We start from the raw sequence: 24,260 nt of genomic DNA on the forward strand, positions 1-24,260 counted from the left end.
TTTCATCCGGCGCGGGTGGCTCAGTTTACCCGGCTCATCCATATTTGAACTTTTAAGGTGATTAATTCAATTGACATTTATCGAATGTCTTATTGAAATTACGAATCCGTTTAGCCTTAAATTCTTTGTCTTTCTCTTCATATTCTGCCAAAAACATTACATCTCTTGTATCAATTATTGCAGTTCTAAGGTATTTTTCAAGCTTGTTTAAATCACCCTTAGCTAAAAATACTATACATCGAATTACCCTATCATTTTTTAGATAATCTGTCTCTGAAATGGCTTTGCTAAGTAGTTCATTTGCATTACTAGCCAAATCTTTGAAATCAAGTTTTATTCTTTGTTGAATATCCTCTTTGAAGGTCATCGTTTATTTGAACTTTTGTTTAAACATTTCTTCCAAAATCGAAATTGTCATAAATATATTTTTCCATTAATTCTTTATCTGTCCTGTTTTTCAACACTAACAGCTCATTATTTTTATGTGTTCTATAATTCATTAAGAACTTCGATTTCCCACTTCTTGATAATTCAGAAAATTCAAATCGGTTAGGGTCAAACTTGTCTGTTATCAATTCCTCCTTTTGAACTCTGTCAAGAAATTTCATCTTCCGAGTCATTTTTCCACTTTGCTCATCTATTTCCAACACAGAGTAATATATACTAGCTGCGAATCGATAAAATGTATAACCCATTAAGGTCAGAATGGCCACCCAAATTCCAACCAATAATCCTAAAAAATAAATCAAAATAAAGAACGAAGCCGAAGTCCAAATTATCAGTTCTTTCCATCTGAATGGGATTCGGTCACTCAGGGTATGAACGCTTCCATTTTTGGAAATCCTAAAGTAATCTTCGTTTTCGTTCATTGGAGTTTAACTGAATCGTTTATTTGAACTTTAGTTTGGTTTCATTTACAATCCATCTTCCCTCTCTGAAAGCCAATCTTTGTATTTGTCCCTTAGGCTATCTCTTTTCTCCATCGAATCAACAATCAAATCAACCCCACCATCATAGGGTGCAATGACACATTTCTTTGACGGACTGACAAACATTGCTCTTATCTCATCATCTGCAATTGCCGTAAGAATTTCATCTCTGTTTCCATTTTCCCATTTTACGTAAATGTCAAAATACATTTCGTCTTCATATTCTTCTGGTCTTTCCTTATGTAAGTCAATAGTCCAAACTTTAAGAAATCCTCCAAATTCAGTCAGTTCTTCGTTGTTGTCCTTAGGTTGGTCGCTCGTGTAGAGTCCGAATGAAATAAAAACATCTGATTTTTCTCCAATCAGGTCGTTAATCAATTGATTTTGTCGGTCCAGTAGAATTTTATATTCCTCCATAGAGTCTGCATACCTTTTTGATTCAGGAAGGCTATGAACTCTTAACCACCTGTCAGGATAGTTCCATTTTAATTCGTGGTTGATTGGTAACGATTCTGGATACTCCTTATTCCAATAGTGTATGAATTCGTTTTCTGTCATCTATAAAGGGTAGCTCTTCTGGATTAATCGCTTATTTGAACTTTCTTTAAATGTAGGAAATTCCCATTAATAAAAAATCGAGTTTTCGGTGAAAGGGGAGTAAAACAGTCAATCGGGCCATATAAATTTAACTTCAAAATAGGGGTAATAAAGGGTCTAATTGGGAAACCAATTAAGTGTACCGAAAAAGTAAACTATTTAGAATAAGTGAACTTGTTTTAGAGTGAAATTTCAATAAAGCGGTACCTTAAAAACACTGGTCTTGAAATGGAAGTCGGAATAAGAGCGAACGAAGCAAAGCGAAGTGCTGCAAGCCCCAAATCTTGCCAAACTAATTTACTGAGCGAGGCAATATCAGTCTTTATTTAACTGTTTCTCCAAGGAGGCTACCTTTTCCTTTTCAGCTTGGACAAGACGCTCATAAAGTTCGATTATTTTCTCAATTGGATTGATAGTGCAGAGATAATTGTTGTTATTGGAACTGTTGTCCTTAAAAGTATTGTTGATTATATTAAATACAGCTTCTTCAGAGAAATTCTCAATACCTTCTTTTGTTACTCCTAGAATAGAAGCAATCTCCTCCAACTTGATGTCATCCACCTTTTCACTATTTTCAATGTTCGAAATGGCCTGTTGACTTATACCCAATTGATCAGCAAGTGTTTCCTGCTTCATACCACGAAGTTCCCTGATCCTACTGATCTTTCTGCCTATATGATTGTTCTTGGTCTTTGTCTCCATATCTCAAATATAGGGTGTTTCCCACAATAATCCGATTGTAAAATACAAAACTGGTTCAATAAAATACAAGTGCCCATAGTGGGGTACTTGGGAATGTGGCCTTAATATGGTCAATGATTCTCGAACCTTTTAAAACACAATCCTATGACACATGGCACAAACATACCGGAAAACTTTGAAAGAGCCGAAGAGCTGTCCGAATTGCTCGACAGCATTCTTAACATCATAACCATCGACAGGGCCTTTCTATCTAAGAAACAAATCGAGGGAAACACCGAATATTTTTTCCTTACCCTTTTTGTGGATGTCAACAATGACCCCTTGCCCAATGAGATCCGATCACTGGTTGCAAAGAAAGGAAAGAAGTATCCTTACTTCAGGATTAGGGTCTACACTGAAAACCAATCCGAAACAGGTCTTGAAAGAGGATCACTCTATTTTTTGGAACATTGTTGTCTTGGGAAGACCGTCTTCGCCCATCCGGAGGGGGAGAACATCATGGACTATTCAACAATGGCATACGAGACCTTAATGAAGAGGGCCACTCGGTATCATAAATCGGAATTGGCAAAAGTAAATACCTTTGCCAATACTGCGAACATTTTGATTAAGGAAGGGGACTACTCCATTGCCGCTTTCAACATGCACCAGGCCTTTGAACTTTCGTTCCGGTTCATCGAACAGATGTGCATAGGGAGAAGTATGGTTACACACAGTATCATCAGCCATATCAACTATTGCAAACAGTTCTTTCCCACCCTGCAACCTTTTTTGGAATCTTCCGATATCAAGAACAATGAACTGTTGCTCCTTTTGGAACATGCCTACAGTGTAGCCCGTTATGGCAATGAGTTTGAGATTACAAAGGTAGAGACCAAGACCATCCAATCACAGATGAAGGAATTCATCCAAGAGGTTGAAAGCATTTTCAATAGGCACCTTGACCAGTGTAAAGAGCATATCGAAGGAATCGAAAAGGATTTTGAGAAAGCATTCCCGAAAGTAGCCGAGGAAGTAGGGAACAATAATGAGGCATCATTAGTTGACCAATTGAAGGAACTGGAAAAGGAACACTTCTTTGCGCTGAAGCCCTATATTCCTGAAAAGGGCCTGTACAGCATCGACCTAATAACCGAGGGATATGGAGAAACTTCATTTATAATCTCCGACCTTATTAAGGTCTGTATCACTGCTTTGGAAAACGAAAATTTCTCGACACGTTCCGTTCCCCAACCTCACAGCAATATTAGCGGGGTTCTCGGATATATACTTGATCTGATACCCCATGATGAAATGGCTTTCTTGGACAAAGTCAGAAAACTGCTTTCGGAACAAAATACAACCACAACCCAATAAATCCATACACATGAAATCAAAGCAACAAAGGTTAAAGACCTTGGAAGAGATACAACAGCTCAGGAACAATCTTTCTGGACTATTGGGAAACAAAAAGGCCATCGACCCCAATGGAAATTATGTGACTTTCGAGGTCAGGGACAACAACCACCTTTTGACACAGATCATTAGTCTTTTGGAGGTTTGTGTGTTTGCGCTTGATGGGGATGGGATGATGTTGTTTCCGGCCAACCAAAATGCATCAAAAGCGGACAGTGTAATCCATGTGTTGGAACTGGTATTGAGAATCCTTCCCGATAGCCAAATGTATTATTTGGACAAACTGGATGAAATACTATCGAAACTAGAAAAAAGGTAACCCTATCAATCAAGTCAAATAAAATACATCATGAATACAAACGAAGAAAAGCTCCTAAAGGATTTGAGACACCACTCGAACGACCATTCCCCTACCTTGGTTCCCCATCCTTGGTTCAAGGACAAGTTCCAACCCACATTTTTCTATGTTGACGGCCATGCTGATCTATTGTTGACCGTTCGTGCACTGTTATACCTTTCTATGAGGACAATAAATCCCGAGGTTGGCTCTTACGATGTAATGGACAGGAACGAAGAGGAATTCATTCATCAAGCATTGACCATAGCCAACCGCTTGATGCCTGTCGGGGAAGAGGCATTGATGGACTATTTGAACCTATTTTATCGGGAAGAAAAGAAAGCTAAAGGGGAGGAATGATTAAGGAGTGGTAAAAAGGTTTTTTCTTGAAATAAGCAGAGGGCTTTATGATTTTTACACTAAAAATGACATCTACACAGAAAGCTCAGGCAGTCAAAAGAATTGCTTCATAATAACATTAGATCAAAGCCTTAAACAAACATTTTTTCATAAAAAATTCATTGATTTTATTGGGTTGAGAGCATTTTTTCATCAAAAACGAAAATCAATTTATAAAATTGATTATTCAAATAATGGTCTACTTTTTCAATTCAACGAGATTTCAAAAAATCGTTTTTTAGTCAAAAATCCATTGGTTTTACAGGGCTGAAGGCCTTTTTTAGTCAAAAATGCTTTAAATGCCATTGTTCAGTATTTTTGAAAAACACCCTAAAAATGGTCTTTTCCGAAGGAAAATGAATCAATAGCACCGCGCTAGCGTGCTATCCTCTTGCTTTACATTTTTCGGCCCGCTCGCGGGACAAAATGAAAGCCTCCATTTAACCGAAAATGGTGATAGGTGTGTACTGGCCTTTCAGTATAAATATGGGATGATTGGTAATATAAACAGCTATTATTTTTCTTTCACGGATGAATGTTTTAATTTTGTTCATTATATTTGAGTGTTCATGTTTCATGAACAAATAAAAAAAGTGAACATGTCATTTGATTTTATAACATTCATGAAGTTTTTGGAGGCCCTTGATATTGAAATCGAGGCCAAATTTTTGAATGCTCAACAGACTTCAGAATTACCGGTTTATTCAATTGACGGGCATAAAGTTTCGGTGTATTTTAGAAATGAAATTCGTCAGCATAATATTCCCGCCATACTGAGAGAAAAAAAAGAACTTCCGATTCTCGTTGTGGCCAACTATTTAACACCAAAGGCCAAGGAAATGTTACGTGAATATAAGTTCAATTATTTAGACAGTTATGGTAATGCCTATTTGAACCTATCTCCGCTAAAGGTGTATTTGGAAAACAATAATGCATCGCCCTATGTGAAACCTTCTTCCAAGATATTTACCCAAGCAGGGGGACAATTAATATTTCAATTTCTACAAGACCCACAACTGGTCAATGAAACACAACGGTATTTGGCGGATAATAGCATGATATCCTTGGGTAGCGTCAGTAAGATTATACAGGGGCTCTCTGAGTATGGGTATCTAGTTTCCCAAGATGGCAAAGATAAATACCAACTTTTGGAGTATGAAGAACTTTTAGATCGATGGATTCCGTTGGTCAACGAAAAGATATTGCCCAAATACTACCTCGGCACATTTTCTTTTTCGGTGGGTATGAAAGATGAGTGGAAAAAAAAATATTTACGTCCCCAGATATTTTGGAGTGGAGAACCAGCTGCGGCTCTGCTTACGAATAATTTTTTTCCAGAAAAATTCAGCATGTTCACCACCTTTGAAAGTAATAAGGACATAATGCAAACCTTAAAGCTTGTTCCAAATCAAAATGGGAATATCAAATTATACAAACCCTTTTGGTTACAAACCAACCAAATGGATAACGTGGCAAACTATTTAAATGATATAAATGTTGTACCCCCAGTTTTGGTTTATGCCGAATTAATTTATTCCGGTGAACCAAGGAATTTGGAAATAGCACAAAAGATATTTAATGAGCATATCAAACCAAAGCTTTAAAGAATATTCCTTTGCCCACCATGGTGAGGTATACAAAATACTAGACACCGTATTTAGGGCAAATGGAATAGACTATTACCTTATTGGAGCAAACGCACGCGATGTTGCCTTTTATAAGGTAGGGGAAAAGCCGAAGCGGGCTACTGCGGATATTGATTTTGCTGTTATGGTACCCAACCATGAACAATTTGATGCCGTCAAGGAAGAATTGAAAAAGCATGGTTTTGAAAAATCCCAAGGAAATATGCCTTATAGTTTGTTCCATGCTGAATCCAAAACTACAATTGATCTATTGCCTTTTGGTGGTATTGAAGAGGAAAGAATGGTCCGATTTGCAGAAGGGAACCTTGAGCTTTCAGCTGTTGGATTGACGCAAGTATCTAAGGAGATTGAAAGTTTTGATCATCCTTATGGTATTGCATTGCCTGTTACCCCGGCCCATGGTCTGGTTATTCTAAAACTGATTGCTTGGTCCGAAAAACCAGGGGATAGGGAAAAAGACTTGGGGGATACCGCTAATATTTTACGCATTGCTTGGGCACTGTATGAACCAGAAATATTTAGGGAGAATGCGGAACATTCCGATTTGTTCGAAATGGAAAATTTCGACACCCGACTTGTTGGAGCAAGAATAATGGGGCGAAAAATGAAACGTATTTTGGTTCTTGATGCAGCATTGGAAGTGAAAATAAATAACTTATTGAATCAAGAGATACAGAATCCATCAAGTCCGCTTTCCATAGCTTTGGTCAAGGCCTTGGATTGTAGTATGAATCATGCAAAGGATATAATAAGGTCTCTGAAATTAGGTGTCACTGAAAATTAATGTCTTGAAAGTATCATTATGCCTGACACTTCTTTATTAATAAGGGAATTGACCTCTACAATATGGAGTATATCTTATTAGGGCTTTTCTTTCCCCGATTTTGAGTACTTATCAAATCCTTTTTAAAGAATTAAGTTCATTTTATGGATTTGCCGCAAATCTGCGCCTGTTTATAGGGTTTGTAATAGCATTTGCCGCAAATTTCAATCGCTAGGAGCACTTTTTCAAAAACCTTTTGAATAATAAACCTCTGTTTTACAGCAGGTTGTTTGAAAATCATTCTGCGCAACACCGGCCTGCCGTGTTGCCCTCTTGCTTTACCATACCCACTTAGCCCTGCTAATGAAAATACAATGTTATTCAAATCTGGAATCTAAGTGTATTTTTTGTCATGATCCTTAAAATGATGAAATTATTTTAACTCTTTACGGAATTTCAGATTTCTTAATCTATTGAAAATTCTTACATTTAGCTTACCTCCCCCAAAACCTAAAGAGAACTTGTAGAAAACTATACTGAACCAAAAATTACAAAACTTGGGTATAGCCAGCTATATACCTTTAAAAGTAGGGGGTATAATCAAGTTAGGTGCAATTAAGAAATACATTGGAATTCATTACAAAAGGAACATATTATATCTTAGGTAACGGAATTACGTTCGAAGATGATGAAATTGAAATACTACCATATTTAAAAGTTAGGAAAGTAAAAGAATTGTCCGTTTTTGAATTAGCAGGTTTAGGGGCCAAAGGTTTTAGCCAGTGGTCTTTGATAGAGCCGTTTTGTTATATGAAAAACAACTTTGAAATTATAAGTTCTGAAAACAAATCTACATTTGGATATGATATTCTAAACAGAGCTTGGCTCTTAAACACACTACTTGTTCTTAGAAAGAAAACAAACATTAATTCCATTGCATTGTTGAATCAATCGTGGAATGATTTAAAGAATGTAAATGACGTAAAAGCTAATCTTTGTGATTATCATATAAAAATGCTCAGAATTGGAGCCTTGAGTGAATTAAAAGTTGAAAGTGTCGATATCAAATGGATAAAAGACTATTATGAAAATGCTAATACATTGGCTTTTGAAAATGAAAAATTCAGATACTCTTTGGAAGTAATCAACTCATGGAGATATTGTGTTGATGTTAAGAGTGCAATTGCAATTTTATGGGCAGCAATTGAAAGTATAGTGGACGTTTCAATTGAAATCAGTTATAGATTATCATTAAGTATTGCATCTCTTTTATGCGAAAGAGGAGACGAACGAATTAAAAAATTTAAGGACATAAAAAAACTATATGGATTACGCTCTAAAGTGATTCATGGTTCGAATTTAAAGGAATCTGAAATTGATAAATCATTGGTTGAATCTTTCAAGTTACTTTCTGAGTTAGTAATGTATATGATTGAAAACAATAAAATGATAAAATCTTCGGATTTTGAAAATGCAATATTTAAATAAAAGAACCTAACAAGGTGTCCTATAATGGATACCCTGCGGGATACCCACCATACACAGACCGTTGGCGGTAAATGGCGAAAAGACAAAATAGGAAGACTAAATGGCAACAAATCACCAGATAATAGTCCAAACATTAGTTGAACAAAAGAAAGAAGAACTATACCCTCAAATTAGTATTAATGACTTCTTTCATATATATGCAACCGAGCAGATATTAAAGGATTACGATTTGAATTATGAAGAAATTGAGAAGGGAATTACGGAAGGTGGTGGAGATGGAGGAATTGATGGAATATATACTTTTCTCAACGGGGAATTGATTCAAAGCGTGGATGATATTGTTGATGCAAAAAAGAATGCTCTGTTAGAATTAATAGTAGTTCAATCCAAATTCACTAATAGTTTTACAGAGACAGCAATAGAAAAATGTACTTCGTCTGCTAACGATTTGTTCGACCTTTCAAAAGACATAGATGCCTTGAGGTCAGTCTACAACGAGCAACTTATTCGAAATGTAAAAATATTTAGAGAACAGTATAAAAAAATCATAAGTAAATTTCCTGACTTGAGCATACAATACAACTATTGCTCAAAAGGAATTGAGATTCACCCTAACACTACGAGGAAAGTCGATTTTTTAGAAAATACCTTTAAAGAATTGTATTCCGATTCTAAGTTTAGTTTCGAATTCATTACTGCTCAGAAACTATTGGAGATTTCAAGAAAGGAACAAACCAGAGTTAAACAACTTTCTTTGAATGACAATCCAATTTCTACGACGGATGAAGGATATATTGCAATTGCATCAATCAAATCATATTTTGATTTCATCACAAGTGAAGATAAGCGAATTTTAAAGTATTTTTTTGATGCTAATGTGAGAGATTATCAGGGAACTGTTGAGGTAAATAAGGGTATCAAAGAAACCTTAGAGAACCCAGGAGATGAAGACTTTTGGTGGCTCAATAATGGAATAACAATAACTGTAAGTAAAGCCTCTCTATCTGGAAAAACTTTAACAATTGAAGACCCACAAATAGTTAATGGACTCCAAACCTCTTTCGAAATCTTTAATTTTTTTCGAACACATCCGGAATCAGAGGATTCAAGAAATGTGCTCATTAGAGTAATCACAACTAAATCTGAAAGAAGCAGATTGAAAGTCATCCGAGCTACAAATAGCCAGACAAAAGTTCCCTTGGCATCACTTAGAGCTACTGAATCTATTCATCGCGATTTGGAAGATTATCTATTAACAGAAGGTTTTTTCTACGACAGAAGGAAGAACTACTACAAGAACAATGGAAAACCTATCAACAGCATAGTAAGTATCTCTTATTTGGGCCAAGCAATAATGGCCATTGTTTTACAGGAGCCCGATTATGCTCGAGCAAGACCTTCCTCACTTCTTAAGAATGACAACGACTATAAGCGCGTATTCACTGATGCATACCCTATCAAGCTTTATGCAAATTGCATTAAAATCCAAAAGGAAACTGAAACAAGATTGAAAACTCATCCAAACTCATTCTCAACGTCTCAATTGGGGGATATGAAATACCATGTCGCCCTATACATTACTTGTTTAGCTCTTAATAATGAATCCCCTACTCCAAAGGAAATAGAAGAACTTGATTTGTCAGCTCTTACTGACCAAGATTGGATAAATGCTATTGATGAAGTCAATGTTCTTTATGACTCACTCGGTGGTACAAATGCAGTAGCTAAAGGGAAAGAGCTGATAACTGAACTAAAGGAACTAATGAAAGAAAAAATAACTGCCGCCAATAACTAAAAAATCATAACAGCCCTTCAGGACAGAATCACTTTTTGGCCTGGCCGTTATGCCCAATTAAATACTTATAATGAAAAATCTAGAAGCTTTAAAAAAATGGACTGACACAATAATTAAGATTGGACCTTATGTTATTGTTTTTGAAGTAATTATTGGTGCAGTTATGGCTATAGCTTCAAGTCAAGTAAAGGCGGTTGATTCGTTGTGGTTCGGAATTTTAATTTTTTCTATAGTAGTTTTTGCAGCACTTAATATCCTCAAATATGTTAATTAGAAAAACTTTCCAAAACTTTTAATTGAGAATTTAGAGAATGAGATTAACAAAGAAAATATTTCGAAAAGTTTTGCTCGAAAATCATTAATAAATGATGCTATTGCTTCTACCCTAGTTGGATTGAATGACCAAACTTGTAAATTAACCAATCAGGCTGACCCATATTACGCATCGGAAGAGGTGATTACAAATCGAATGTGTGAAAAGGATATTGAAGATGGAATTTTTAATTTGTTGAGTCCATTGATAAACAATCTTCATCTTGTTTTAGAAAGCTTTGATTCAAAATATACAATTGCGACCTACTTAAAAGATATTGCTAGTGAAACTCCCGAACAAGATGAAATTGAGTATAATACTGGCATCTTTGTTTTAAAAGATGACCTAAATATCCGGGAAAGTCTGGATCAAGACCTTTTAGAAAGAAATGATTTAAAATCTGAAAAACAGGAAATACAGAATATTCTTAGGCTTTCCTTAAACAATAATCGCTTTGAAAAAGGAAAATTTCAAATAGAAGAAGAGGATTTTCATTTACTATCTTCAACAATACCGATTGTATGTGATGATGAACATCCAGATGGATTATTTATAGTAATTGGAAGAGACTTAAAAAGCATTCCAAATGATACTGAAGAAATTTTCAGAATTTTCAATAGGGTACTAGCTAATTGGATTTCTAAATATAATGAATGTGTTTATAGTCGAATTAGTAACAAAGAATAATAGGGCGAAACAATGCTAAAAAATAGGCGAATTAGTATTAAAATCAAAGAGGTTGGATCATCTCAAACTTTGTGCTTAACTGAGAGTTTAGTACTTCAAAATCGCTTACTTTTCAAATAATAAACGTTAGCAAACATTTAAACTCATGAAATATTCCTTAATAATTACCTTGTTATTTGCCTTTTTTCAATCATTCTCACAACAAGATTATTTAAACAATGACGGGACAATTTCAAATTATGCAAAAAGACAACTATTTGTGAATGCCTTAAACAATAATTCCGCAAAAAATATACGCTATGAAATCGAACAGAATGATTTATTTATTATTACGGCAAAGGATTGTGGTGAAGAAAAGTATGCTCCTGAGAAAATGCAGAAATTTGCCATGCTATCTTCATTTGATCAATTAAAAGAGATGATTTCAATTTTAGAAAACAATGGAGGATATGATATCTATAGCGAATTAGGCATTGAAAATATAGTATTCAAAACCAACACTATATGCATGCAAACCACAAGAAGATATCATTTTAAATTTAGTTTAGGAGAATTGCGAGCATTTCCAGAATATATGGACATCAAAGAGCTTTTTGAATATATTACAGTTACCAAGAAAAACGAGAATATCATTTTGGTGAAAAATGAATTATAACACTTTAAAACGTTTGCTAACAACCAGGGTTTGTATTTAATTTCTTCCTTAGAAATGCATATTGCACCAAAAAAACGTTAAATTTTTTGTGCCAAAATAAAAAAGTTTGGATTCTGTACCTATTCTGTACCCATGGCAAAAAAGAAAGGCCCCCGATTTCTCGGAGGCCTTTCCTGCTCTAGTAGCGGGGACTGGACTCGAACCAGCGACCTTCGGGTTATGAGCCCGACGAGCTACCTACTGCTCTACCCCGCGATGTGGACGGCAAATATACAACCCTTTTTTTATCATTTCCAAACTTAAACCTAATATTCCTTTTTACTTAACGTCTATCCCGCTCAAAATCCATAAATTGGCCGTTTTTACCTTATGGACGCAATCAACGATTTTATATCTTCACTTTTGCCATATACCGAGTGGCCTATGTTCATTCTGCTTATTGGTGGCGGGCTCTTTCTGGCTTTTTACTCCAAATTTGCACCCTTCCGCCATTTTGGTCATGCCATTGCCGTGGTCTCGGGAAAGTACGATGACAAGAATGCAAAAGGAGATGTAAGTTCGTTTCAAGCATTATCGGCAGCAGTAGCGGCAACGGTAGGATTGGGAAACATATCAGGAGTGGCCATTGCCATTCATGATGGTGGACCGGGCGTTGTCTTCTGGATTTGGATGACCGCACTCTTGGGCATGGGCATCAAATTTTATTCAGGGAGCTTGGCCATTATGTACCGTGGAACAGATTCTGATGGACATATGCAAGGAGGGCCCATGTTTTATATTACACAAGGAATGGGGAAATGGGCAAAACCCATGGCCATATTTTTTAGTATTTGTGGATTGTTTGGTTTTTTGGGGGTGTTTACAGCCAATCAATTTACCGAGGCCTTTATGGGGGTAGTGCAACCGCACGAGACCCTTTTGGCCACTAGTGAATACAATTGGAAATTGGGAATAGGCTTTTTTCTGGCTATCATCACATCTATCGTAATTTTTGGCGGACTGAACAAAATTGCCAAAGTAGCTTCTGCCATTGTGCCTTTTATGGTGGGAATTTATCTGTTGGCGGTCATTTTTGTGATGGCTAGCCATGCAGGGGAAGTTTGGCCTGCCCTTAAAATGATTTTGGTCGAAGCATGGAACTTCGATACCGCCGTTACCGGCGGATTCTGGGGCCTCGTAATCGTGGGAGTCCGTAGGGCCATGTTCTCCAACGAAGCTGGTCTTGGTAGTGCACCCATGTACCACGGGCAGTCCCGAAACGACGAACCCGCAAAAGAAGGCCTCGTTGCCATGTTGGGTCCATTTATAGATACCATTTTAGTATGTACCTTTACCGCGGTGGTCATTATTTTGAGTGGAGCTTATCTTGAGGATGGCAGTGGGATAACCATGACGATGTCCGCCTTTGAAACTACGTTGTACGGAATCGGGGATGTGCTCTTGATGGTTATCGTAGCAGCTTTTGCATTGTCGACCCTATTTACGTATTCGTATTATGGTGTGAAAAGTTTGTCATTTTTGACGAATGCCAAAATCGGAAAGTGGTACAATGTATTTTTTATAGTGATGATTGTTTTTGCCGCAGTGGCATCATTGAAATTGGTAAAAAACTTGATTGACCTATCATATGCATTGATGGTCATTCCAAATATGATCGCTGTGTTGTACCTTTCACCAAAGGTGAACACAGCATCCAAACAATATTTTGAAAAAAGAAAGAACGGTGACGCATAAAGCAGGATTTGTAAATATTATAGGGAATCCCAATGTGGGCAAGTCTACATTGATGAATGCCTTTGTTGGGGAGAAACTGTCCATTATCACCTCCAAGGCTCAGACCACGCGTCATCGTATTTTGGGGATTGTCAACGGAGATGATTTCCAAGTGATTTTGTCCGATACCCCAGGCATCATCAAACCGGCCTATGAGCTGCAAACCTCTATGATGGATTTCGTTAAATCCGCCTTCGAGGATGCTGATGTGCTGCTCTATATGGTTGAAATAGGAGAGAAAGCGCTCAAAGACGAAAATTTCTTCAAAAAATTGCAGAACAGCAAAATCCCAGTCTTGCTCCTTCTCAACAAAATTGATAAATCCGACCAACAAATATTGGAAGAGCAGATGCAGTATTGGCAGGAACAATTGCCCAGCGCAGAAATTCATCCCATATCCGCTTTGGAAAACTTTAATGTTACCGAAGTATTCAATCGTATTTTGGAACTTTTGCCCGAAGCACCGCCGTATTATCCCAAGGATCAAATGACGGACAAACCAGAGCGTTTTTTCGTGAACGAGACCATCCGTGAGAAAATCTTACTTCACTATAAAAAGGAGATTCCCTATTCAGTAGAGGTGGAGACCGAGGAGTTTTTGGAAGATGAAGATATTATCCGAATCCGTTCAGTAATTATGGTGGAACGCGATACCCAAAAAGGAATTATTATTGGGCATAAGGGTGCCGCCATTAAAAAAGTAGGGGTGGAAGCCAGAAAAGACCTCGAAAAGTTTTTTGCCAAACAAGTTCATATCGAACTATATGTAAAAGTGAACAAGAACTGGCGAAGCAGCTCCCAGCAGCTTAGGAGATTTGGGTACAATGGCTAGGCATCGCTATTGATTCGTTCAAAAGGGGCGATGGTATTCCGGACAAATTGTTTCAACTGCTCCATTTGGTCTTTTCCTTTCGATTTTCCCAAACGGCCGAAGGCATAGAGGGCAAACCAAATCACTACTAATAAGAACATGCCCACCAACCAGAAGGTAACATCCTTGCCCAAAGAATAATTGGAATAGGCAAAAATTCCCATGATGATAAAAATGGTGCCTACACCAAAATGCAGGAACATAAAAAAGGTCCAAAGCGTGGGATTGGGGCCAAAAACGCCACGAATATTGCTGACACCTTCCTCGAACGACGACAGTTCCAAATGAAGTTGGGGTGTCCAAAAGGTAGTTTCCGCCTTTCTGAACTTGACAAAAATATGTTCATCCAGTCTTTTGATTAATAAGGAATCAGCCGAAGCCGCATCAAAAATGGATTCCAATTGTTCTAAATTTACTCTTAGGGACACGCCAAAACGGGGCCGTAAAACTATCTCGTTGGTCAAGTCGCTCATAATCATTTGAAAATGATGAAAAAAGGTATCATTTTTTATTCATAATAAATGGTATTTTTGCCAAAAATTAAACCTAATGGGAGCTATTGTAGCCATTGTAGGAAGGCCCAATGTTGGGAAGTCCACTTTTTTCAACCGACTTATTCAGCGCCGTGAGGCGATAGTCGATGCCGTAAGCGGTGTTACGCGAGACCGTCATTACGGCAAAAGTGACTGGAACGGCAAGGAGTTTTCCTTGATCGATACCGGTGGTTACGTTTTGGGTAGCGACGATGTTTTCGAAAAAGAAATCGATAAACAAGTGGAATTGGCCATTGATGAGGCCGATGCCATCATTTTTATGGTGGATGTGGAATCCGGTGTCACAGGAATGGACGAAGATGTCGCCAAGCTTTTGCGTAGGGTCGATAAACCCACTTTTTTGGCTGTGAACAAAGTGGACAATGCCAAACGTATGGCCGATGCCGTGGAATTCTATTCCTTGGGGTTGGGCGAATATTACACCCTTTCAAGTATCAATGGCAGTGGTACTGGAGAATTGTTGGATGCCCTTGTGAAAGTGCTCCCAGAGGAAGTGGAAGAAGAAAGCGAATTGCCCCGTTTTGCCGTGGTGGGAAGGCCCAACGCGGGAAAATCGTCCTTTATCAATGCATTGATAGGAGAGGATAGATACATTGTTACCGATATCGCGGGAACTACACGCGATAGCATCGATACCAAGTATAATCGGTTTGGATTTGAATTCAATTTGGTGGACACGGCAGGAATCCGCAGAAAAGCCAAAGTGAAGGAAGATTTGGAATTTTACTCTGTAATGCGTTCGGTTCGTGCCATTGAGTATTGCGATGTATGTATCGTGATGTTGGACGCCACAAGAGGTTTTGATGGACAGGTGCAGAACATTTTTTGGCTGGCCCAGCGCAACAATAAAGGCATCGTGATTCTAGTGAACAAATGGGATTTGGTAGAGAAGGAGACCAATTCGGTAAAGGAATACACCGTAAAAATAAAAGAAGTGATTTCTCCTTTTGAAGATGTGCCGATACTTTTCATATCCGTTATGAACAAACAAAGGATTTATAAGGCCATCGAAACCGCTGTGGATGTTTATAAAAACCGTTCTAAACGTATCCCGACACGAAAGCTGAACGATATTTTGCTTCCCATCATTGAAAAAACACCGCCACCATCAACCAAAGGGAAATACGTAAAGATCAAGTTTTGCACCCAATTGCCCACGCCATACCCGCAATTTGCCTTTTTCTGCAATTTGCCACAGTATGTAAAGGATCCTTACAAACGATTCTTGGAGAACAAAATCAGGCAAAACTTTGATTTTACCGGTGTTCCGATGACCATTTTTATGCGGAAGAAATAATTATTCGCCCGAAGCTGAGCGTACTTTCACCAATTGCTGAATTCGATTGCCCTGATTGTCCACGACTGTGAGCATATACTCACCGGCTTCGATGGGTAGAATCAGCTCATGGAAATTCTCTGTCTTGCCAATAAATAATTCATCCAAATACCAATAAATGATAGCGTTGGATTGTTGGTGTGCCAGTTTTAGAATGATTTCCATACTTTTTTCGCCCAAATCCTTTGGGAGTAGCACGGTTTCATTTCTTTTAGGGTAGATGAATTCCATTAAATTATTTTCCAATGCAGAACAACCTTCCAAATAAGGCGGTAGAGGTTTGTAATTTGGATTCGAAGAAGCGTAATAATATTCCAAAATAGGAGGGAGCACCAACCAATTCTTGGCGACCATATTTTCCAGAGGGTAACATTCGGAGTTTACTCTATACTGTTCCGAAGCATCTAAAAAAACCTGCTGATGATAGGGGCACGGACCACTTCGTGTTCCGTGTGTAGGCACCCATTCTTTTTTAACATCATCACAATAAACGGACGCACGATATCCACTTTGAACACAAATCTCCAACTCCACAAGGTCATCAAATGGTTCTTTAAACCATCCGCTTTGGGGAAGTGCATCCAAGACATCAAAAAGAAGTGGGGCTGCTGCTGTGATTCCTGTAAGTCCGGGCCTGCCTTCACCATCGGCATTTCCCGCCCAAACTCCAATGGCATATTTTGGCGTGACCCCAACGGCCCAAGCATCCTTAAAACCAAAACTGGTACCAGTTTTCCATGCAATGGGCTGCGAGGAATCAAAAAACTGCCAATTTTCGTCACCTTCAGGTCTGTTGACCTCGTACATGGACTGAAATGTGCTGTAAATGGAACCTGCTCCAAAAACCAAAGGGTCAAATTGTTCGTTGCCGAAGTTCTTCGTCTCGTTTTGTAAATACGTAGCTTCTGTAAATTCTTTATTGCGGTACGTGCTGGAATGGGTCAAAAAATAATTCAGACTGGAAGCTGTAGAGGCATAGGTCGAAGTCACTTCCCAAAGGGAACTTTCCGCACCACCGAGAATCAAGGATAGCCCATAATAGGAAGCAGGCTTGTCCAACGATTCCATCTTCATTTTGTGGAGTTTGTTATAGAACTTTTGAAGTCCATATTCCCGTAGCAAGCGGACAGCAGGGACATTCAACGAGCGGGATAATGCTTTGCTGGCAGGCACGGAGCCTACGTATTTCAAATTAAAATTTTGAGGGTTGTATCCGTTGATTACCGTTGGAACATCCTCCACTAAGCTATGGGGCAGCAATTGACCTTCATCCAACAAAGAAGCGAACAGAAAGGGCTTCAAGGTGCTTCCAGTGCTTCTTTTTTTGGTAATGATGTCCACATAATTGGCGTGTGTTTCATCCGAAGGAGAATTTCCTACATATCCCAAAACTTTTCGTGTTTCCACATCAAGCACTAAAATGGCCAAGTTGTGTATTTCGTTGCTCTGCAATTGCCGATAATGTCGTTCTGCCAAAAGATTCAATCGTTGCTGTAAGGGTCTTTGAATCGAAGTGGTCACACGTTCGCCCGGATGCTCATTTCGGATACGCTCGGTAAGATGAGGTGCCACATCGGGCAGGGGAAAAGGTTTTTGCGGAAGCGGTTCTGCTATGGCCAATTCGTAGGTGGTTTCATCAATGACTCCTTTCTCCCATAATTTTTTCAATAACCGGTTTCGCTTGTCCAAAAAGGCCTGTTCGTTTCGTCCCGGGAAAATAAGTGCCGGGGCATTGGGCAAAACGGCCAAGGCAGCAGATTGCCCCCAGCTCAGTTCGTGGGCAGGAATTCCAAAGTAACGCCAAGCTGCCGTTTCCAATCCCACTACATTGCCCCCGTAAGGTGTGTGGGAGGCATAAAGTTTCAAAATTTCTTCTTTGGAGTAACGTAGCTCCAATCGAGTGGCCATAAATATTTCGATGATTTTTTCCCAATATGTTCTGCTTTGATTTTTACGGCTGAGGCGGATAACCTGTTGTGTGATGGTACTGCCGCCTCTTCGCGTTTCTTTGGTTAGATTGTGTCCGATGGCTTTAATAATGGAAATGGGGTTGAAGCCGGGGTGCTGATAAAAATACTCATCTTCAAAAAGTAAAATACTCTGTCTGAAGCGTTCGGGAACAGAATCAATCTGAGGAAACCGCCATTGGCCATCATCGGCAATACGTGCCCCGATGAGCGAACCCTCCGAACTGTCAACAACGGTTGATGTTGGGACTTCGAACAGATTTTTGGGCAGGCAAAACAACCATAAAATCAGAGTGATGAAAAATACACCAAACGTGATTTTATGGTTGGCAATATATTTTTTTACAGGCGAAAAAAACTCAAACATTCATTAACATTACTGAACTATTTTTACCCATTGGCCTTTGTTTCGGGCTAGGTAGTTGTTGTCATACATCGCTTCGACTTGGGCCCCGGGCAAATAATAATCGCCCAAGAACGATGCATTCAATTTGATGGTAAAGACTTTTGATTTTTTGGCGTCCAAATCAAAATATAGGTGCGTTCGGTCGTCCCGTGTATCCACATAATCCGCTTTGGACGCATTTTCATTGTCCCCGCTTACAAAAGAGGTGTCCACGATTTCCCATCCGCTGGGTACGATATGGGTCAGTGCCACATTGTCGATATAATCATCGGAACTGTTGAAGATGGTCACTTTTGCTTCAAATTCTGTTCCTTGTCTCAGTTCATTTATATTGACGGAATTGCCCAATGGATCTTGATAGTTCACGGACAACCTTAGGTTTTGCTGCTGTGTCAATTCCTCGCCGACCGGCAACTTTCCAGTTTGGGTAAGGGTCGCGTAAATGATGTTTCCTTGATTATTTTTCACTTCGATGTCTTCTTTGAACGAAGTGACGGAAAGTTCCCGCTGCGCTATGGCCCTGTCGGTTTTAACATTAATGTTTTTTCTATTATTGGTAAAAGTAAGGTCGATGGACCTTCCTCCATTCTTCATAACCATTTTGGACATTGCCAAGAGAGCAAAAGCTGTTTCTTGGGTGCTGTACCATTGCTGGGATGATAAATTTTTGGCCAAGGAAACGGCCAGTTCCCTTTGTTGCGTGTCGCCCAAAATCACCATAGTCTCTAAGGCCATTGCACGGTTTCGGAATACCGAACCATAGGTTCTGTAATTGTAGTTATTGGGTTTAAAGTTGATGTTTGCCTTTTGGGCGATGGCCTCAGCCACCTCTTTTTTCCCGACCAAGGCATAAGCAGCCGCCAATCTCCATTTGGCCTCGTTGCTGAGGTTTGCGGTTTCCCGTAAACGGTTCATTGCGGCCAGTTCGGGCTGTTGGGCCAAGGCCAAGGTGTACAAACGGTATGCTTGTGAAACATCGTCGTTGTAGTAAGTACTTTGGTTGCTCCATTGGCGTGCGGCATTTTTCTGGTAGCGCAGCCAATTGCTCAAGAAGGTCAACGGTAATTGATACCCCTGCTGTTTGGCTTCCAGCATAAAATGACCTGCGTAGGAGGTTCCCCAATCATCCGCATTGCCATAACCGGGCCAGTAACTCAATCCCCCATTGGGAACTTGGAAATCGCCAAGTCGTTCAATGGCAGCTTTTATGTTTTTCTCAATCTCCTTCTTTTTATCAAAAGTGATGTCCAATACATCCGCCAAGAACAATTGAGGGAATGCTGCGGAAGTGGTTTGCTCCACGCATCCATGGGGATAGCGGAGCAGGTAATCCATTCGTTTGGAGAAATCCATTGGAGGAAGCGTTGAGAATTCTATAAATGCCTCGTTGGTTCCCGAAGTGCCAAAAGTTTCCATTGAGATGGTCTGTGACGCGTTGGGGTCGAGCGTGTACAATTCACTTTTGGTGGTCACGGGATTCGGATTTTCCACATCGATTTCTGTCTCGTTGGATGCGCTTTCGCCAGCGCCCGTAGCGGTCACTTTTATGGTTTGGAAAGATGATGTTGGATTGACTTTAAAATCAAAGTTGACAATTTGTTCCCCAACTGCATTGAACGTAATGCTCTTGGAAGTTCCATTAATGGGCTCCAATGCTTTTCCTGCATCAATATTGACCTTTACATTTTTCACTTTGGGTTCCATGGCAAATACGGTAACCGGGATGGTCACGGTTTCGCCGGGTGATAATTTTCGAGGAATGGAGGTCAGTACCATCAAAGGTTTGCGTACAGGCGTAGTTTTTTCGGAATTGCCATAAGCGCTGTTCGGGTTCCCGGCAACTACCATGGTGCGTACGGAACCTACGTAGTTCGGCATATCTATGGTATGCGATACTTTTTCGCCTGCCTTTAGGGTAAACGGACCCAGATACGTAACGACGGGTTTAAAACGTTGTGCCTTTCGGTTTTTGGCGCCAGCTCCAATGCCACCACCTCCTATGGCGTAGATGTTATCCACACTTACGGAGTAGGCTCCCATCACATCATCAAAAATGTCAAAAGTCTTTACTCCCAAGGCCTGTCTGGCATAGAATGCACTGTGAATATCTGGAGTGGTAAAGCGTGTCAAGTCTAAAAGACCATCATCTACCACGGCCAACGAATAGGTCATTGGTTTTTTATTGGCCTCGGAAATGGTCACCTTGTACGATGTTTCCGGTTGCAGCACATCCGGCATGCTGATTTGCGGCTCCAAGAATGTGGCTGGATTTTCCACTAACAGCGGAACCACACCGTACAAACGAATGGGCAAATCGTTTTTAACCTGACTGTGTGGTTGCAACAAGGAAATGTTCACGTAGGCATTCGGAGCCATTTCTGCCGTAATCGGAATGGTGGCCCGAGTTTCTTTGGCTGAAGTTTCTATCCATTGTTGGGAGAGTACCTCTGTACCGTTTTCGATGCTAATTAAAGCGCGACCGCCTTTATCTGAAGGAAAAGTTACAGTCGCTTTTTCCCCAAGGGTATATTTTTCCTTATCGGTGGAGAAAATCAAAATTTTTGAGCTTTCGGCATCTGCAGATGAAGGTCTTCGCCACCAATTACGATAAAAATAAGCCGTACGTCCCGTTGCATGACCGGAAACTTCATCAATCACACGGATGAGGTAACGTCCGCCTTGCTCATCGGGAACATTGATGTTGAAATTGGCCTTGCCCTCGCTTCCCGTAGTTACATTCATTTCTTTGAACGGTCGGTGCACGGTGGCATTTTCATATCGTGATAAGTTATCGTAACCACGGTTCCACCACCAGCGCCATTCAATTTTGAACACTTGCACTTTTAATTTTCGGTTGCCCGATGGATTTCCTTGTGCATCCACGGTAACCACATCAAACGTATTGTTGTCATCCGTTAAGAAAGAACCGTACTGTTTAGCTTCCGGTGAACGAAGGCCGACAAAGTTGGAAAATGGGGCCAAATTTTTGGAGAATACATCTATTGAAAAGTCGCCGCCTCCTTCAAACACTTTTGTTGTAAAAGTTGCTTGCAGCATTCCCGGTGCGTTGCCGTTCACGTCGATTTTTTTGTTGATGTCGAGTACTCCATTAGCATCCAAGTTTGATGATATCCATTGCAATTCAGTTTGGTTGAATGTGCGTACAGGGTCTTGGAAAACATAACCTTTGTACTTAGGAAATGCTGTGGAGGTCTCGCTCAACGTAGCATTTATATCGATTTTTAAGTTACGTGCTGGAGCGCCATGCAGCCATTTTACTTCGGCTTTTCCCCTGTTGGTGGAATTGGCTTCCAGTACTTCATCATCAAAAGTAAAATCCACTTTTAATCGATTCGGTTTTACAGTGGCTACCTTTAAAGTTTTAGTGAACTGTGCCCCTCCCACAATCACTTTGGCAGACCAGTTTCCAGTGGGGGCGGTAGCTTCAGTCGGAATGGGGAAGTAGTAGAAATTCTTTTCTTTTTTTGCGTACAGACCATCGGCAACGGGAATACTGCCTTCTTTTAAAACATGACGTTGCACCAGTTTACCACGTGCATCACTGACTTCCAAAGCCACGGGGTGCCCTTTAGGCAAGGGGTTGGCATTGTCATCCAAAACAAAGGTCAAATGAATGATATCGCCGGGTCGGTGTACTCCTCTTTCGGCATACAAATAACCTTGCAATCCTTTTTGGAGCTGCTCTCCGGAAACATCAAATTTACTCAGGGACAATGCATTTCCGTCCGTAAGTTTGGCATAGGCAAAATTGTTGTTATGTTCTGCCACCGCAAAGGCAATGCCCTTGTCGCTATCGTAAACGGAAAGACCTTGTGGATCGGTTGTAACCTCGCCGATATATTGCTGTTGATAGTTGTAGAGTTTTATTCTGGCTCCTGACACGGGTTGTGTGGTGAGCAAGTTGGTTACGGCAAAATGATGGGAGCGGTTGCTTCCTTTTTTCACGATGAGCCCTAAATCGCTTCCCAATAGATTTGTTGCTGCTATCCTATCGTAGTTGTAGTAGGCGGAATGGCAAGGGTTGTCCTGCTCTTCCCAATTGTAATCATAATTTCTGTAGTTGTAGATTTCGTTGTTCCAGTAGCGCTCTTCTTCGGAGGCTTCATCCGAGCTTTGCTCTAAAGCATATTCGGTGTTGGATTCTTCGGTTTCGGCACTATCTCCACAATCGTAAGTGGTGTGTTCTTTCTTAAAACTGAACTCCACCCGATACAGTGAACCGGGATTTATTTTTATCAACTCCGACAAATCGAGACCGTGAGCCTGCCAGTAGCTGGAATTTTGGTTGCCGTCTTTTGTGAGCGGAATCACTTTGTAGGCTACCCTGCGTCCAACGGGTCTAAAATCGGGGCTGTAACTTTCGGTCAAATCATAGTTTTGGAGATACTGGAGCATATTGTCCTGATACACTTGAATTACACGAACTTCAACGGCAGCAAGGTTGACGGTTTCAAAATAAATGGGCGTGGATGACGCATTGGGGAGAATGGTTCCTTTGGAAATCAATCGAACAGCCGGTTTGAGCTGTTCAAAAGAGACCAGTTCGGAAAAGTCATTTTTCAACGTGAAACCATATTCACTTTTTATTCCTTGAAAGGCATTGATGCGCACCTCACCTAAAATGCGATTGGACGGGTAGACGCTTAAAACGTTGCCGTTGATTTCATATCGAACGCTTTCCGCATTTTCAATGGTGACCAAACCATTTAGGTTTTGATCCTGTTTTAAGGGTTCGGAGAAATTTAGGGTAAGCACAGCATTGGGTGATGATGTGGTCTTGGCATCAATAATCACAAATTTGTTTTTGCCAGGAATCGTATAATTTTCCGAGCCTTTATTGTCAATATTGAATGCATCGCCTGTCCAATTGATAATAAGTTCGCTATCGTCCGTTTTTCTGGAAATACTGTCAATTTTAAAACTGAAGTACTGTGCGTTTTCCGAAATATTGTCCCATTTCACGGGGATAGTTTTATCTCCCTGCTTTACGGAAAGTATCGTTTCTATTTTGGATGCTTCCAAAACATCCGAAGCATCCAAAGTACCCGTTAGGTATTGCCAATCTTTGCTATACGACTGTAAATCTCCTAGGTTGACCCTAAAATTAGGGGCAATGGTCTTAAAACTAAAAGTGTACGTCTTAAACTCACTTTTTATATCCTCGATGAGTTTGTTGAGTTTCAGGCTAACGGTGTATTCCGTATTTGGTTTTAAATATTCAGTGGGTTGAAAGGTGATTTCCCTTCCATTGTCAATGATCAGTTGGCCATCCACCTTGGGCGAGATGTCCAAATATTCCTTGGGAAGTTCCTGCGTCAGTTCAAACTGTTCCAACTGTTGGGCCAACGCAATGGTAATTGGAGTAGAAATACTTTGATTGCCGTTGGTGTGATAACTTATGTAATCCTTGAACTTGAAGAGATTATCGGTTTCAGAGCCACCCTTTTTTTTGCAAGATGCAACTAGAATAAGTAGGGCAATAAGAATGGTTTTGTAGGATCGAGACATGAGAAAGCTAGTGTTTTTATTCAAAAGTTAATCTGAAAGCAAGATACTTAAAATTGAAAAGCGGCATAGCATAAGTTTACGGATGGTGCTTTTGAGTTTACGTATGAAGGTCGGGGGA

General features: G+C 39.8%; 20 protein-coding genes and 1 tRNA gene. 13 read left to right on the forward strand and 8 right to left on the reverse strand.

Going from position 1 to position 24,260, the window contains the following annotated elements; all coding sequences use genetic code 11:
- Nucleotides 1–61: 61 nt before the first annotated feature.
- The 4 genes from K1F36_RS17575 to K1F36_RS17590 all read right to left on the reverse strand — a co-directional run bounded on the left by K1F36_RS17575 (nt 62) and on the right by K1F36_RS17590 (nt 2,228).
- Entirely contained in the window at nt 62–367 is a 306-nt protein-coding gene (locus tag K1F36_RS17575) for a hypothetical protein (protein WP_220114943.1), read from the reverse strand.
- Between the two features lie 19 nt (nt 368–386).
- Nucleotides 387–869 carry a hypothetical protein gene (locus K1F36_RS17580; protein ID WP_220114944.1) on the reverse strand — a complete coding sequence of 161 codons (483 nt, stop codon included), beginning with the start codon at nt 867–869 and terminating at the stop codon, nt 387–389.
- A 45-nt stretch (nt 870–914) separates the two neighbouring features.
- A complete protein-coding gene (locus K1F36_RS17585; protein ID WP_220114945.1) occupies nt 915–1,487 on the reverse strand; it encodes a DUF3885 domain-containing protein in 573 nt (190 codons plus the stop codon).
- A 354-nt stretch (nt 1,488–1,841) separates the two neighbouring features.
- On the reverse strand, nt 1,842–2,228 hold the full coding sequence (locus K1F36_RS17590) for a helix-turn-helix domain-containing protein (protein WP_220114946.1): 387 nt from the start codon (nt 2,226–2,228) through the stop codon (nt 1,842–1,844).
- Between the two features lie 144 nt (nt 2,229–2,372).
- Here K1F36_RS17590 and K1F36_RS17595 point away from each other — a divergent pair, with 144 nt between their 5' ends.
- The 10 genes from K1F36_RS17595 (at nt 2,373) to K1F36_RS17640 (ending at nt 11,706) form a co-directional block, all read left to right on the forward strand.
- Entirely contained in the window at nt 2,373–3,584 is a 1,212-nt protein-coding gene (locus K1F36_RS17595) for a HEPN domain-containing protein (RefSeq protein WP_220114947.1), read from the forward strand.
- A gap of 10 nt (nt 3,585–3,594) precedes the next feature.
- On the forward strand, nt 3,595–3,942 hold the full coding sequence (locus K1F36_RS17600; protein WP_220114948.1) for a hypothetical protein: 348 nt from the start codon (nt 3,595–3,597) through the stop codon (nt 3,940–3,942).
- A 30-nt stretch (nt 3,943–3,972) separates the two neighbouring features.
- On the forward strand, nt 3,973–4,320 hold the full coding sequence (locus tag K1F36_RS17605; RefSeq protein ID WP_220114949.1) for a hypothetical protein: 348 nt from the start codon (nt 3,973–3,975) through the stop codon (nt 4,318–4,320).
- A gap of 638 nt (nt 4,321–4,958) precedes the next feature.
- Nucleotides 4,959–5,963, forward strand: coding sequence for a type IV toxin-antitoxin system AbiEi family antitoxin (locus tag K1F36_RS17610; RefSeq protein WP_220114950.1), 1,005 nt, complete (start codon nt 4,959–4,961; stop codon nt 5,961–5,963).
- Nucleotides 5,938–6,789: a hypothetical protein gene (locus tag K1F36_RS17615; protein WP_220114951.1), complete on the forward strand. Its 852-nt coding sequence runs from the start codon at nt 5,938–5,940 to the stop codon at nt 6,787–6,789. The genes K1F36_RS17610 and K1F36_RS17615 overlap by 26 nt, the downstream gene beginning before the upstream one ends.
- A gap of 588 nt (nt 6,790–7,377) precedes the next feature.
- Complete coding sequence (locus K1F36_RS20335) at nt 7,378–8,256, forward strand: HEPN domain-containing protein (protein ID WP_220114952.1); 879 nt, start codon at nt 7,378–7,380, stop codon at nt 8,254–8,256.
- A gap of 100 nt (nt 8,257–8,356) precedes the next feature.
- Complete coding sequence (locus tag K1F36_RS17625) at nt 8,357–10,051, forward strand: AIPR family protein (RefSeq protein ID WP_220114953.1); 1,695 nt, start codon at nt 8,357–8,359, stop codon at nt 10,049–10,051.
- A 70-nt stretch (nt 10,052–10,121) separates the two neighbouring features.
- Nucleotides 10,122–10,325, forward strand: coding sequence for a hypothetical protein (locus tag K1F36_RS17630; RefSeq protein ID WP_220114954.1), 204 nt, complete (start codon nt 10,122–10,124; stop codon nt 10,323–10,325).
- Between the two features lie 120 nt (nt 10,326–10,445).
- A complete protein-coding gene (locus K1F36_RS17635; RefSeq protein ID WP_220114955.1) occupies nt 10,446–11,051 on the forward strand; it encodes a hypothetical protein in 606 nt (201 codons plus the stop codon).
- Between the two features lie 145 nt (nt 11,052–11,196).
- A complete protein-coding gene (locus K1F36_RS17640; RefSeq protein WP_220114956.1) occupies nt 11,197–11,706 on the forward strand; it encodes a hypothetical protein in 510 nt (169 codons plus the stop codon).
- A 182-nt stretch (nt 11,707–11,888) separates the two neighbouring features.
- On the opposite strand, the gene K1F36_RS17645 is transcribed toward K1F36_RS17640, so the two are convergent.
- A tRNA-Met gene (locus K1F36_RS17645) sits at nt 11,889–11,961 on the reverse strand.
- A gap of 114 nt (nt 11,962–12,075) precedes the next feature.
- Here K1F36_RS17645 and K1F36_RS17650 point away from each other — a divergent pair.
- Both K1F36_RS17650 and era read left to right on the forward strand, forming a co-directional pair.
- Nucleotides 12,076–13,440, forward strand: coding sequence for an alanine/glycine:cation symporter family protein (locus K1F36_RS17650; RefSeq protein WP_220114957.1), 1,365 nt, complete (start codon nt 12,076–12,078; stop codon nt 13,438–13,440).
- Nucleotides 13,430–14,311, forward strand: a complete 882-nt coding sequence (gene era / locus K1F36_RS17655; RefSeq protein WP_220114976.1) for a GTPase Era — start codon at nt 13,430–13,432, stop codon at nt 14,309–14,311. Before K1F36_RS17650 ends, era begins: the two co-directional genes overlap by 11 nt.
- Here era and K1F36_RS17660 read toward each other — a convergent pair.
- Nucleotides 14,308–14,823 carry a GTP-binding protein gene (locus K1F36_RS17660; protein ID WP_220114958.1) on the reverse strand — a complete coding sequence of 172 codons (516 nt, stop codon included), beginning with the start codon at nt 14,821–14,823 and terminating at the stop codon, nt 14,308–14,310. The genes era and K1F36_RS17660 overlap by 4 nt on opposite strands.
- A gap of 76 nt (nt 14,824–14,899) precedes the next feature.
- On the opposite strand from K1F36_RS17660, the gene der reads away from it, so the two are divergent.
- Nucleotides 14,900–16,201, forward strand: a complete 1,302-nt coding sequence (gene der / locus K1F36_RS17665; protein ID WP_220114959.1) for a ribosome biogenesis GTPase Der — start codon at nt 14,900–14,902, stop codon at nt 16,199–16,201.
- Here the strand turns inward: der and pbpC are convergent, their stop codons facing one another.
- Together pbpC and K1F36_RS17675 are read right to left on the reverse strand one after the other, a co-directional pair.
- Nucleotides 16,202–18,574: a penicillin-binding protein 1C gene (pbpC, locus tag K1F36_RS17670; protein WP_220114960.1), complete on the reverse strand. Its 2,373-nt coding sequence runs from the start codon at nt 18,572–18,574 to the stop codon at nt 16,202–16,204.
- 9 nt (nt 18,575–18,583) lie between these two features.
- Nucleotides 18,584–24,142, reverse strand: a complete 5,559-nt coding sequence (locus tag K1F36_RS17675; protein WP_220114961.1) for an alpha-2-macroglobulin family protein — start codon at nt 24,140–24,142, stop codon at nt 18,584–18,586.
- Nucleotides 24,143–24,260 lie beyond the last annotated feature (118 nt).

Origin of the sequence: Flagellimonas abyssi (assembly GCF_019457905.1) — a bacterium.
Taxonomy (GTDB): domain Bacteria; phylum Bacteroidota; class Bacteroidia; order Flavobacteriales; family Flavobacteriaceae; genus Flagellimonas; species Flagellimonas abyssi.

Bases quoted from the DNA above. Each gene is read 5' to 3' on its own strand.
- K1F36_RS17625 (WP_220114953.1), top strand. From the start codon at position 8,357: ATGGCAACAAATCACCAGATAATAGTCCAAACATTAGTTGAACAAAAG.
- K1F36_RS17615 (WP_220114951.1), top strand. From the start codon at position 5,938: ATGAGCATATCAAACCAAAGCTTTAAAGAATATTCCTTTGCCCACCAT.
- K1F36_RS17640 (WP_220114956.1), top strand. From the start codon at position 11,197: ATGAAATATTCCTTAATAATTACCTTGTTATTTGCCTTTTTTCAATCA.
- K1F36_RS17660 (WP_220114958.1), bottom strand. From the start codon at position 14,823: ATGAGCGACTTGACCAACGAGATAGTTTTACGGCCCCGTTTTGGCGTG.
- K1F36_RS17580 (WP_220114944.1), bottom strand. From the start codon at position 869: ATGAACGAAAACGAAGATTACTTTAGGATTTCCAAAAATGGAAGCGTT.
- K1F36_RS17585 (WP_220114945.1), bottom strand. From the start codon at position 1,487: ATGACAGAAAACGAATTCATACACTATTGGAATAAGGAGTATCCAGAA.
- K1F36_RS17595 (WP_220114947.1), top strand. From the start codon at position 2,373: ATGACACATGGCACAAACATACCGGAAAACTTTGAAAGAGCCGAAGAG.
- K1F36_RS17630 (WP_220114954.1), top strand. From the start codon at position 10,122: ATGAAAAATCTAGAAGCTTTAAAAAAATGGACTGACACAATAATTAAG.
- K1F36_RS17610 (WP_220114950.1), top strand. From the start codon at position 4,959: ATGTCATTTGATTTTATAACATTCATGAAGTTTTTGGAGGCCCTTGAT.
- K1F36_RS17605 (WP_220114949.1), top strand. From the start codon at position 3,973: ATGAATACAAACGAAGAAAAGCTCCTAAAGGATTTGAGACACCACTCG.
- K1F36_RS17600 (WP_220114948.1), top strand. From the start codon at position 3,595: ATGAAATCAAAGCAACAAAGGTTAAAGACCTTGGAAGAGATACAACAG.
- K1F36_RS17675 (WP_220114961.1), bottom strand. From the start codon at position 24,142: ATGTCTCGATCCTACAAAACCATTCTTATTGCCCTACTTATTCTAGTT.
- pbpC (WP_220114960.1), bottom strand. From the start codon at position 18,574: ATGTTTGAGTTTTTTTCGCCTGTAAAAAAATATATTGCCAACCATAAA.
- K1F36_RS17590 (WP_220114946.1), bottom strand. From the start codon at position 2,228: ATGGAGACAAAGACCAAGAACAATCATATAGGCAGAAAGATCAGTAGG.
- K1F36_RS17575 (WP_220114943.1), bottom strand. From the start codon at position 367: ATGACCTTCAAAGAGGATATTCAACAAAGAATAAAACTTGATTTCAAA.
- K1F36_RS17650 (WP_220114957.1), top strand. From the start codon at position 12,076: ATGGACGCAATCAACGATTTTATATCTTCACTTTTGCCATATACCGAG.
- der (WP_220114959.1), top strand. From the start codon at position 14,900: ATGGGAGCTATTGTAGCCATTGTAGGAAGGCCCAATGTTGGGAAGTCC.